Genomic DNA, 11,739 nt, shown 5'->3' on the forward strand with positions numbered 1-11,739 from the left:
CGATGAACGGGCTGACCGACCGCCAGGCCTGGCTGTTCTCGATCAAGACCTACCTCGCGGCGATCGTCGCGCTGTACGTCGCCATGGCCGGCAACCTGTCGCGCCCGTACTGGGCGATGGGCACGGTGTACATCGTCAGCCAGCCGCTGCTGGGTCCAACCCGGGCCAAGGGCGTGTACCGCATCCTCGGCACCCTGGCCGCCGGCCTGGCCACCCTGCTGATGCTGCCCGCGCTGGTGGAAACGCCCCTGGTGCTGAGCGCGGCGATGTCGATCTGGCTGGCCGGCTGCCTGTTCCTGGCCCTGCTCAACCGCGGCCCGCGCGGCTATGCGTTCCTGCTGGCCGGCTACACCACCGCGTTCATCGGCTTCCCCGCGGTGACCTCGCCGGAGACCATCTTCGACACCGTGGTGGCGCGCAGCGAGGAGATCATCCTCGGTACGGTGGTGGCGGTGCTGTTTGCTTCGTTGCTGTTCCCGGCCTCGGTGCGGCCGATGCTGGGTGCGCGCATCGGCAAATGGATGGAGGACGCGGCGCAGTGGTGCCGGCAGATCCTCGAGCGCGGCCGTGCGCATGCCCCACGCAACCGGTTGGCCGCCGACCTAGTGCAGTTCGAGGCACTGATCGAGTTCCTGCGCCGCGATGACCCGCGCCACGCCGGTGCGGCGGTGTCGATGGAACGCCTGCGCGAACGGATGCTGTTGCTGCTGCCGGTGCTGTCATCGATCGCCGACCGCCTGAGTGCGCTGCGCAGCGACGGACAGACCCTGCCCGAGGGCCTGCCGACGCTGGTCGATGACATCCACGACTGGATCGATACGCCGTCCAGTGCCAGCGACTACGCACGCCTGCGCGCACGCATCAGTGCACTGAAGCCACAGGTGGACCGCGATCTGCAGCACCTGCAGCTGGCCAGCCTGCTGCTGCGCCTGGAAGAGCTGGTGGACCTGTGGCAGGACTGCCGCACCCTGCAGCACGCGATCGACCAGGGCACCGCGCCACTGGACCGCGCGCACTACCGCATCCGCACCGAACGCACCGCCACCGACAAGCACGTCGACTACGGCATGGCGCTGTTTTCCGCGCTCAGTGCCGGCGTGGCGCTGATGAGCTACTGCGTGCTGTGGATCGGCTTGGGCTGGGAGGGCGGTGGCAACGGCGCGATGATGGCCGCGGTGACCGCCGCGTTCTTCGCTGCCCAGGATGACCCGGCGCCGAGCATGGTCTCGTTCCTGGTGTGGGCAATGGTGGCGTCACTGGTGGCCGGCGTGTACCTGTTCGGCGTGTTCCCCGCCGTGCATGACTTCGGCCTGCTGGCGCTGGTGCTGGCGGTGGTGTTCCTGCCGTTGGGCCTGCTGCTGCACCACCCGAAGAGCGCGCTGTTCGCGCTGCCGCTGACGGTCAACCTGGCCGCGCTGCTGAGCCTGCAGAACACCTACAGTGCCAACGTGCAGACCTTCGCCAACTCGTCGATCGCGATGTTCATCGGCATCGGGTTTGCCGTGGTGATGACGCGGTTGTTCCGCTCGGTCGGTGCCGAATGGACCGCACGCCGGCTGGTACGGCAGGGCTGGATCACGTTGGCTGAAGCGGCCGAGGGCCGCGGCCAGCAGGATCGCCAGCGCTTCGCCGCACGCATGCTGGATCTGCTCGGCCTGCTGGCACCGCGCCTGGCAGCGACCCCGGAAGGCAGCGACATCGCCTCGGTGGACATGCTCAACGAAGCCCGCATCGGCCTGAACATCCTGCAATTGCGCCGCGCGCGGCTGGAGCTGCCCGAGCGCAGCCGCGAGGCGGTCGAGCACATCCTCGAAGAGATCGCCGCGCATTACCGCCGGCAGATCGCCGCGCGCAGGCCGATCGCCGCTGCCGAGGCGCTGCGCGAACGGCTGGACACGTCCTTGGGGCGGGTCGGCAGCGTGGCGGCGTGCAAGGCCCGCGATGAGGCGCTGATGGGCCTGGTCGGCCTGCGGTTTGCACTGTTCCCGGAGGCGAAGGCGTTGGCGCTGGGGTTGGCGGACGCCGCAGCGCCGTCCGTCTGATGCGATCCGCCGGGCATGGCCCGGCGCTACCCTGTCCGCCTGATACGAATCGCCGGGCATGCCCCGGCGCACCCCTTATCCTCCGGTAGCGCCGGGCCCTGCCCGGCGGCGTTTCACCCCGACAACCGGACGCGCCCAAGAGTTACGACATGATGGTGTTCGAGGCCAGCGTCGCCCCGCGTGAGGCGGCGGCGTTCATCGCCTGGTTCGAGAAGCAGACGCAGTGGAACGAACGCCACGAGTACGACGACCCGGCGGTCAGCAGCCCGGCGTTGCAGGCCTGGTTTGCGGAGATGGCGGTGCTCTTTCCGCCGCTGAACGGCCCGCTGAGCAACGACGATGATGATCGCGCCGAAGTGACCGAGTACAGCATCGGCCGCGATGTGATCTATGGCGCGTTCGCGTATTCGGTGGCCGAGCGCGCGCATGGGTTGGTGCAGGATCTGGCCGAGAAGCACGGCGTGGGGTTCTTCGATGTGAGTGCTGACGAAGCGGCGATCGTGTATCCGGATGGGCTGGTATTGATCGCGTAGATCCACGCCATGCGTGGATGAACTCCAAAACAATAGAAGTGCGCTTTTGTAGAGTCGAGCCACGCTCGGCTCCGTGACCTATAAGCCGAGCGTGGCTCGGCTCTACAGCAAGCGCATCGCACCCGATTCAGAACAACTGGCCCTGCACCGTGGGTTGTTCGATACGCGTTGGTTCGTCGGTCACTTCTTCCGCCCCCAGCCGCCACGCCAGTCCACCGAGGCGGCTGGCATGCCGCTTCAACGCGGCCTCCAGTACCTCGGCACTGCCGGCTACCTGCAGGCGCTGGCGGGCGCGGGTGAGGCCGGTGTAGACCAGTTCGCGCGACAGTACGCGGCTGTCCTGGCGTGGCAGCTGCAACCACACTTCATCGAACTCCGAGCCCTGCGCCTTGTGCACGGTCATGGCGAAGGCGCTCTCGTGTGCAGGCAATGCTGCCGGGTGGAAGGCGCGGGGCTGGTCGGCGGTCTCGCCGGGGAACCAGGCCACCATCGCGCCGCTGCCATCGCGCAGGCAGATGCCGATATCGCCGTTGAACAGGCGATGGCGGTAGCTGTTCTCGGTGATCAGCAGCAGCCGGCCCTGGAAGTAGCCCGGGGTGTTGCCGGCCAGCAGCTGTTCGATGCGGCTGTTGAGGCCGCGCGCGCCCTGCGGGCCTTCGCGCAGTGCGGTCAGCACGCGCAGGCGGCCGGCCTGCTGCAGTGCCTGCGCCGGATCCACGGCATCGGCCAGCGCGCGCCAATGATCGAGCAGATGCTCGCGCTGGCCGCGCAACGGATCGGCCTCGCCTTCATGGAAGCGGACGCCGGCCAGCTCACCACTGCGCAGCAGGCGCACGGCGGTGCCACTGTCGCCGCCGCGCACGGCCTGCGCCAGCGGCGCCAGATCCAGCGCATCACTCTGCCGGTAGCCACGCTGCAACTGCACGCGACGACCCGCGAACGCGCGCGGTGCTGCCTGCGGCTGCAGCGTGGCCGCTGCCAGCAGGCCATGCAGCGCCTGCGCGTCGTCGGCGAGGGTGCCGATGCCATCGCCGCTGGCGCGCAGGATCGCGCTGAGCACATCGCCGGCTTCCACCGACGGCAACTGGTCGGGATCGCCGAGCAGGATCAGGCGGGTGCCGCTGGCGATCGCGTCGACCAGCTTGGCCATCAACGGCAGGTCGATCATCGAGGCTTCGTCGACCACCACCACGTCCACCGGCAACGGGTTGTCGGCGTGATGGCGGAAGCGCGGTGAATCGGGAATCACCCCGAGCAGGCGATGCAGGGTGGTGCCGGTGCTGGGCAGCGCGGTGCACAGCGCCGGGTCCAGCCCCTGTTGCTGCAGCCGCTGTACGGCCAGGCGCAGGCTTTCGGCCATGCGCTCGGCAGCGCGGCCGGTAGGTGCAGCCAGCGCCACCTTCGGCACGGGCAGGCCCTGGTGCAGCGCCTGTGCGGCCAACAGCAGCAGCAGGCGGGCGATGGTGGTGGTCTTGCCGGTACCGGGGCCACCGGTGACCAGCGCCAATGGGTGGCGCAGGGTCACGCCGGCGGCGCGTGCCTGCTGGTCTTCGCCGGTGGCGGCCTGCGGGAACAGGCGCGCGAACAACGGCGCCACGGCAGCCATGTCCGGTGCGGGAAGCGGATGGCGGCCGATGCGCTGCAGGCCGACGGCCAGCTGCCGCTCGTACTCGCGGTAACGGCGCAGGTACAGCAGGCCGTTTTCCAGCACCAGCGGTGCTTCCTTTGCGGCGGCGCTGGCGTCCTGCGGCGTCGCCACCCAGGGCGAGGCCTGCAGTTGTGCCAGCCACTGCGCAGGCTCAGGCCATGCTGGTACGCCGTCGATCAGGCGCTGTGGCTGGCGCGGGTCGAAACCCGCGTGCCCCTGCGCCACGGCCAGCGAGGCCAGTGCGGCCGCCAGTGCCACGTCGTCCGGCGTGTCCTCGCGCAGGCGCTTGAGGCTGGTGGCCAGGGCGTGGTCCAGGGTGCGCAGCTGGCCACTGCGATGCAGATCACGCAGCAGGTTCATGCGGTTTCTCCGCGCGCGCGCGCTGCCATATCGGCCTGGGCCGCTTCACCGCCGGCAAACAAGGCATCCAGCGCATCCACCAGTTCCGGTGCGAAGCGCTGCACGTGCACACCGTGGCCGGCAACGTCCAGACCCCGGCAGAACAGGTAACGGATACCCCCCATGTCACGCGCGTAGTCGTACGCCGCGCCCAGGCGGAAACGCAGCCAGCGATGCAGGGCCACGGTGTAGATCAGCGCCTGCAGGTCGTACTCGCTGTGGCGCATGGCGATCTCCAGCAGGTCCGGGCTGTAACCCGGCAACCGGTTGGATTTGTAGTCCAGCACATACCAACGGCCATCACGCACGTAGGTCAGATCGATCTTGCCGGTCATCAGGCCTTCCAGCCTTCTGCGCAGCCCGAAGCCACGCCGCGCGCTGGCGATGCCGTGCTCGTGCAGCAGCTGCAGCAGCACCGGCACCGCGGTCGGCTCGATGGCGAAGTGGAACTCGATCTCGGCGCGGCGCTCATGCTCGGGCACGCTGCACAGCGCACCACCTTCGGGCAGCGGCACGGTGAGGGTGTGGCCCACCAGCGGCACCAGCACCGCCACGCCATCGTCCAGATCCTCGTCGGCATAGCCTTCGTCGTGCAGCGAGCGGCGCAGTACCTCGGCCTGTCCTTCCGGTGCCGGTTGCTCAGGCTGCCAGCCGCTCCACAGTGCGAAGTCGACGTTCTCCAGCGCATCGTGCAGGACGTTGCCGAAACGGCTGCCCATGAAGCGTGGATCCGGCGGCGCCATGTCTTCCGCAGCGGCTTCCGGCAGTGCCGGTTCCAGCGGCAGCTCGGCACCGGCGGGTTCGTCGGCGGCCGGTGCCGGCAGTTCGGTGGCCGCCGCTTCGATATCGTCGCTGTTGCCCGCGTCGGCATGCGCCAGCTGGGTGAAGCTGTAAACCCACCAGTCATGGGGCACACGCCGGGTCAACGCACGCACTGCGGGCAGCTCACCTTCGGTTTCGGCCAGCAGCTGCGGCAGACGGCCCGGCAGCGCGCTGTCATCCAGCTCCACGTCCGCATGCACACGCAGCGCCTGCAGATCGCCCAGCAACGGGGACAGGCGGGTTTTCGCATGGCCAGCCAGATCGCCGGTGGCGATCCATAGAGCATGCTCGGCGCGGGTCAATCCCACATACAACAGGCGCGCGTCTTCTGCACGCTGTTCACGCTCACGCTGGCTGCTGGCCGCTTCCCAGGCTTCATCCCTGTCCAGCTTCCAATGCAGCTGGCGCTCGCCCTGCAGGTGCACGGTGCAGTGGGTAGCGGTGTTAGGCGCGCCGCCATCGATCCCCACAAACGGCAGGAACACCAGCGGGTATTCCAGGCCTTTGCTCTTGTGCAGGGTGATGATCTGCACCCGCCGCGCGTCGGACTCCAAGCGCAGCAGCTGCTGCTCATCGTCCTGGTCGGCGTTGGCCATCTGCCCCTGCAGCCAGTCCAGCAGGCCGTGCATGCCCAGTGCCTGCGCCGAGGCTTCCTGCAGCAGTTCGCCCAGCTGCAGGTAATTGGTCAGGCGCCGCTCGCCATCGATCAGCGCCAGCAGGCGTTCGCCCTGCGCGGCGCAGACATCGGCAACCACCGCGAACGGTCCGCCACGCTGCCAGCGCTCGCGCCAGTGCAGCAGCTGCGCCTGGAACCCGCGCTGCAGGTCGCCCTCGCGCTCCATGCTGGCAATCGCACTTGCGCGTTGGCCCAGCAGCACGGTTGCCAACGCGGTACGCAGGCGCCCTTCGTCGGCCGGTTGCAGCAAGGCCAGCAGCAGCGCACGCAGGTCACGGGCCTCACTGGTGGCGAACAGGCTCTGCTTGCCGGCCGCTACTGCGGGAATGCCGACCGCAGCCAGCGCGCGCTGCACCAGCGTGGCTTCGCGATGCGAGCGCACCAGCACGGCGATATCGCCAGGCTGCAGCGGACGCCCGCGCAGCAGCGCGGTGCCGGCACGCGCTTCCAGCAGGATCTGGTGGATCGCGGCCACGCAGGCCTCGGTCGCCGCGTCGCGCGAGGCATCGGCGCTGAAGGCCTTTTCACCCTCGCTGCGCAGCAGGCGCAGGGTGAGCGCAGGTGCGGCCCGGCCATCACGCAGGTAATCCTCATCGGCTCGCACGCCACCCGGGCGCACCGGCTCGAACTGGATGTCGCGTTCGAGGAAGGCGTCTTCGCCCGCGTTGTCGTACAGCGCCTGCAGCGCGCGGAGCACGGCCGGGCGCGAGCGGAAGTTCTGGTCCAGCGCCGGCGCCTGCTCGGCCACCTGCTTGGCTTTCAGATAGGTATGGATGTCGCCGCCGCGGAAGCCATAAATGGCCTGCTTGGGGTCACCGATCAGGAACAGCGCCGGCTGCAGCCCCAATTCGTCCACCTCCGGCGAGGCGCCGAACACGGTATGGAAGATGCCCCACTGGCGGTCGTCGGTATCCTGGAATTCATCGACCAGGGCGATGCGGTACTGCGCACGCAGCTGCTTCACCAGGGTCAGCCGCTGCGGTCCTTCCAGCGCGCGAGCCACACCGTCGATCAGATCGTCGTAGGTCTGCACGCGGCGCAGGCGCTTCAGGGCCGACAGGCGCTGGGTGGCATCCTCGCGCAGTGCATGCAGGAAGTTCAGCGCACTCGCCCGCAACCACTGTTCGCGCTGGGCCAGCAGTGCCACGTAGCGCTGCAGCGGTGCCTGCAGCGGCGAGGACGGCGTGCGCTCGGCGAACTTCTTGTTGGTCTTGGCCACCAGCGCATCGGGCAGCAGTGCCGGCAGGCGGTCGCTGGACAGCAGTTCGGCGGCGTCGCCGCGCTCGGCCCAACCCAGCAGCTGGCGACCCAGCGGGTGCAGCCAGCCCAGCTTGTAGGAGACGCCGTTGATCCACTTGTTGTCGACCGCTTCGCACAGGTCCAGGAAGAAGCGCTCACCGTGCTCGCGCACGGCAGCAGCCAGTTCCACCGCGACCGCTTCCAGGGCCGGGCGCGGGTCGTCCACGGCCAGCGGTTGCGGCCGCGGATGCAGCGGTGGCGATGACAGCAGCGCGCGCAGGTCAGCCGCCAGCGCATCCGGGGTGGACCACAGCCAGGTCAGCGGTTCCAGCGTGGCCGGGTCGTTGGCATGCACGCGCCAGAGATCGGCGGCCAGTTCTTCCAGCAGCTCACGATCGCTGGCCAGCAGCTCCGGCGGGTCGAAGGTATGCCCGCTCTCCAGCGCATGTTCGCGCAGCACGCGGGTGCAGAAGCCGTGGATGGTGAAGATCGCCGCCAGATCGATTTCATCGGCAGCCACCTGCAGGCGCCGCTTCAACGCCTTGGCGCTTTCGGTGCCGTCCTGCAGATGGCGTTGCAGCACCTGCCGGGTCAGCACCGCGTCGGGCGTTTCATCATCGCCGGGCGGCAGATCGACCAGGCGTGCGGCCAGGGCCAGGCGCTCGCGGATGCGCTTGCGCAGCTCCTGGGTCGCCGCATCGGTGAACGTCACCGCCAGGATCTGGCCGATACGCAGGCCCTGCTCGACCACCAGACGGGTGAACAGTGTCGCCAGGGTGAAGGTCTTGCCGGTGCCAGCACTGGCTTCGATCAGTCGCGTGCCGTGCAGCGGCAACGCCAGGTAAGGGTCGGGCAAACGTGTGTCGATGGAAGGGTCCTCGGCAACGCGGCTCATGCGTGGCCTGCCTGTGGATCAGTGCCGAAGCTGCGGCCTTCGCGCACGGCGCTGAAGACCACCTGGCTGTTGCGCAGCAGGTCGGCATAACTGGCGTCGTCGGCGAACGGGTCGGCGCCACGCAGCAGCAGCTGCCACGCATCACTGTTGGCTTCACCCCAGCTGCGGTCGCTGCCATGCCATTGCTTCCAGCCTTCGCTGCGCTGCTTTTCCACCGGCGCGTTGAACAGCACCCAGCCGGTGTAGGGCGCGAAGCGAAGCGGCTCGCGCAGGCCGCGCTGGCGCAGCTGCAGCAGCGCGCGCAATGCCGCGCGGGCTGCAGGCACGGTCAGCGCAGGCAAGACATGCGGACCGGGGCCGGCATCACCACCGTCGTGGAACTGCACCAGCGGCAAGGCATCGCCGGCGGCGTTGGCCAACAGCCAGTCGAGCCCCTGGCGGATCACCGCGTTGCCGTTCAGGGCGCCGGCGCGCAGTCGCACCAGGCCCTCCGGATGGCGATCGCCGACCCGGCCATGCAGGCGCACACCGTCGATCTCCACTTCATAGCGGCGGCTCTCCAGCGACGTGCCCTGCAACCAGCCGAGCATGGCCGTGGCGTACGGGCGGGTCTTGAGTTGCTCCACTTCGAACTGGCGCTCGCCGAGGATGCCCGACGGCAGCAGTCCGCGTGCGCGCAACCGCGGGTACAGCGGCTCGCTGTCGCCGGCCAGGGTGGCCTGCACCACGGCCAACTGCACGCTGCGCTTCTCCGGCCCGCGCGAAGACAGCACCAGCGGCTCCAGGTCGTCGACGTCCTCAACGTCGTCAGCCAGGCGCAGGCCCAGCGACTGCGCGAGGAACTGGCCGGCCGGATCGCACAGGAAACGACGCAGGCTGTCCAGCGAGACCTCTTCTTCCACCGCGTCGTCCGCCGGTGGCGGCAGTGTGGTGTCGAACCACGGCAGCAGGCCGCCACGCTCCCCACCCAGTCGCCCGGCGGCCGGATGCCACTGCCGGCGGTAGCTGAAGCGGCGCGGGTCGCCATCGCCGAAGGCCGCCGGCGAGAACGGCTGCAGCGCGTGGCGCACGGTGAAGTCGCGCGTGGCGGTCGGCGGATCCAGGTGATAGGCCGCGGCGGCGTCGATCAGTTCACTGACCAGCACCGAGGGTTCGCGCACGCTGCCATCGCGCGGGTCGGCGCCAAGATAGCTGAGGTAGAACACATCCTGGGCGGCAGCGAACAGCTGCAGGAACAGGAAACGATCGTCTTCGCGGGTGGAGCGGTCGCCCGGGCGGCGGCGCGGCGTGTCCAGTTCAGCGGTGAGCTGGTTGAGGCCGGCGGCGGGATCACGACGCGGGAAATCACCATCGTTGAGGCCGAGCACGCAGATCACCCGGAACGGCAGCAGGCGCATCGGCACCATGCGGCCGAAGCTGATGCCACCGGTCAGCAGCGGCGCCCGCGTATCGGCCTCGGCCAGGGCACCGGCGAAGTGTGCACGCACCACTTCCGGCGGCACGCCGTCGGCGAACCCGGCCTTGTACGCATCCTCGGCGAACTGGTTGAGCAGCTTGCGCAGGCGCTCCAGCGCACGCTGGCTGTTGGGTGAGCTGGGCGGCGTCGGCAGCAGCGCATCGAGCAGCGACAACAGGCGCTGCCGCCACTGTGCGGGGGTCAACAGCTCACCGAGCCGGCGCTGGTAGACGGCCAGCACGCGCAGCAGGCGCAGCAGCCGGTCCAGCGCATCCAGCGCCCCGCCTTCCAGCTCGATCCACGGCGCCACCCCGGCCAGGTCCACCTCGCTGCCGGTGGCGTGGCCCAGCAGCAGGCGATCCAGCGCGAACTGCCAGGTGTAGGCGTCATCGCTGGGGGCCTGCAGCTGGTCGCGATGGTTGGCATCCAGGCCCCAGCGTGCGCCCGCCTGCTGCAGCCAGCCATGCAGGCGATCGAAGTCAACCGCTTCCAGGCCGGCGGCCTCGGCCAACGGGGCACTGGCCAGCAGGTCCAGCACCTCGTTCAGGCCGAAGCGCGAAATCGGCAGGCCGAGCAGGTGCACGAACACATCGGCCAGCGGCTCGCCGGCCAGCGGACTGCTGTCGGCCAGCGCGTAGGGAATGTGCTCGTCGTCGCCACCCCGTCCGCCGAACACCGCTTCCAGATAGGGCACATACGGATCGATGTCCGGCGCCAGCACGGCGATCTCACGCGCCTGCAACGGCGGGTCGAAGCGCGGGTCCTGCAGCAGGCTGCGCAGCTGGTCGTGCAGCACCTGCAGCTCGCGCAGGCGGGTGTGGCAGGCATGCACCTGCAGGCTCGGGTCGTCGCTGCGCAGGCCGTCGCGTGGTTCGCCCGACGGCAAGGCGCGACGGTGGAACAGGTCGCGCTGCAGGCGGTGCAGCAGGCTGTCGGACAGCCCGCCCTGGTCCATGGTCGGCCGCGAATCTTCCTCGGGGTCGGAATAGGCGGCGATCTCACCGGCCGGATGCACCACTTCGTAGCTGCCCAGCACCGCCATGAAATCGCGGCCGGCCGCACCCCACGCTTCCAGCAGGCGGTTCTCGCCGGCGGCCTCGCCAAACGGGTCCGGCGCGCCGCTGCGCAGGCGCTCTGCCAGGGTCTGCAGGTCGCCCCAGTAGGACTGCACCGGCGTGGGCAGGTAGAAATGCAGTTCGCCCACCCGCGACTGGGTGGCCATGACGCGCAGTACGTCGGGCGAGATGTTGAGGGTGGCAAACGCCGACATCCGCGCTGGCAGGCCCTTCGGCAGCGGCTGGCCGGCGCCCTCGAAGCGGTCCAGGTAGGCCTGGATGCGGCGCGCGCGGTAACCATGGCCGGTGGCGATGCTGCGCCACAGGATGGCCTGCGGATCGGCCGCATCGGCGCCGGCCTCCCAGCGCAGCAGCCAGTCGCGGCGCCAGGCCTGGTACTTCTCGAACACCGACGCCAGTTCGCCGGCCAGGGCCCAGGGTTTGAGCGCATCGCCACCGGCAAGATAGGACTGCAGCGCACGCATGGGCGGCTGCGCCAGCAGGTCCGGGTCGCGCAGGGCCTGGTACAGGCGCCAATGCAGGGCGGCCGCGTCCAGATCGTCGGCTTCGCCCTCGACATTGGCGTTCAATGCCCGGGCAACGAACTCACCGGGGGTGAGGAATTCCAGGTTGGCGGCCACGCCATACTCGGCGGCCAGGGTTGCCTGCAGCCAGCGCCGCATCGCCACCTGCGGGATCAGCACCACCTCCGGCGCCAGCAGCGGCTGTCCCGCCACCGGCACACGCACGTTGCGCGCCAGCAGCGCAGCCAGCACGTCCAGCGAATTGGAATGGTAGAGGCGGAAATCGCTGCCCGGGTCACTCATCGTGCACAGTGTGCAGCACACCCGGCCGTATTCAATGCCGGGGTACGGCGATCGCGACGGATTGTTCCGGTCGTTTCAGGAATTGTCCCGGTCTGGCGGAGGTCCGGCCGTGCAACAATACTGGACCGTCCAGTCTGCTTATGTTCA

General features: G+C 69.3%; 5 protein-coding genes. 2 read left to right on the forward strand and 3 right to left on the reverse strand.

Going from position 1 to position 11,739, the window contains the following annotated elements; genetic code table 11:
• Nucleotides 1-2: 2 nt before the first annotated feature.
• Together AC13GI_RS11080 and AC13GI_RS11085 are read left to right on the forward strand one after the other, a co-directional pair.
• Complete coding sequence (locus AC13GI_RS11080) at nucleotides 3-2,042, forward strand: FUSC family protein (RefSeq protein ID WP_482996291.1); 2,040 nt, start codon at nucleotides 3-5, stop codon at nucleotides 2,040-2,042.
• Nucleotides 2,043-2,191: 149 nt separating this feature from the next.
• Entirely contained in the window at nucleotides 2,192-2,575 is a 384-nt protein-coding gene (locus tag AC13GI_RS11085) for a hypothetical protein (RefSeq protein WP_482996292.1), read from the forward strand.
• 127 nt (nucleotides 2,576-2,702) lie between these two features.
• Here AC13GI_RS11085 and recD read toward each other — a convergent pair whose 3' ends face one another.
• The 3 genes from recD to recC are packed head-to-tail and all read right to left on the reverse strand — an operon-like array spanning nucleotide 2,703 to nucleotide 11,592.
• The gene (recD, locus tag AC13GI_RS11090) at nucleotides 2,703-4,583 is read right to left on the reverse strand and encodes an exodeoxyribonuclease V subunit alpha (RefSeq protein ID WP_482996293.1); all 1,881 of its coding nucleotides are present in this window, start codon (nucleotides 4,581-4,583) and stop codon (nucleotides 2,703-2,705) included.
• Entirely contained in the window at nucleotides 4,580-8,254 is a 3,675-nt protein-coding gene (gene recB / locus AC13GI_RS11095) for an exodeoxyribonuclease V subunit beta (RefSeq protein ID WP_482996294.1), read from the reverse strand. The genes recD and recB overlap by 4 nt, the downstream gene beginning before the upstream one ends.
• Nucleotides 8,251-11,592, reverse strand: a complete 3,342-nt coding sequence (gene recC, locus AC13GI_RS11100; protein ID WP_380657670.1) for an exodeoxyribonuclease V subunit gamma — start codon at nucleotides 11,590-11,592, stop codon at nucleotides 8,251-8,253. Before recC ends, recB begins: the two co-directional genes overlap by 4 nt.
• Nucleotides 11,593-11,739 lie beyond the last annotated feature (147 nt).

The sequence above is a fragment of the Stenotrophomonas sp. 82F1 genome (assembly GCF_056861525.1).

Coding starts and splice junctions, on each gene's coding strand:
- recC (WP_380657670.1), bottom strand. CDS start 11,592: ATGAGTGACCCGGGCAGCGATTTCCGCCTCTACCATTCCAATTCGCTG.
- recB (WP_482996294.1), bottom strand. CDS start 8,254: ATGAGCCGCGTTGCCGAGGACCCTTCCATCGACACACGTTTGCCCGAC.
- recD (WP_482996293.1), bottom strand. CDS start 4,583: ATGAACCTGCTGCGTGATCTGCATCGCAGTGGCCAGCTGCGCACCCTG.
- AC13GI_RS11085 (WP_482996292.1), top strand. CDS start 2,192: ATGATGGTGTTCGAGGCCAGCGTCGCCCCGCGTGAGGCGGCGGCGTTC.
- AC13GI_RS11080 (WP_482996291.1), top strand. CDS start 3: ATGAACGGGCTGACCGACCGCCAGGCCTGGCTGTTCTCGATCAAGACC.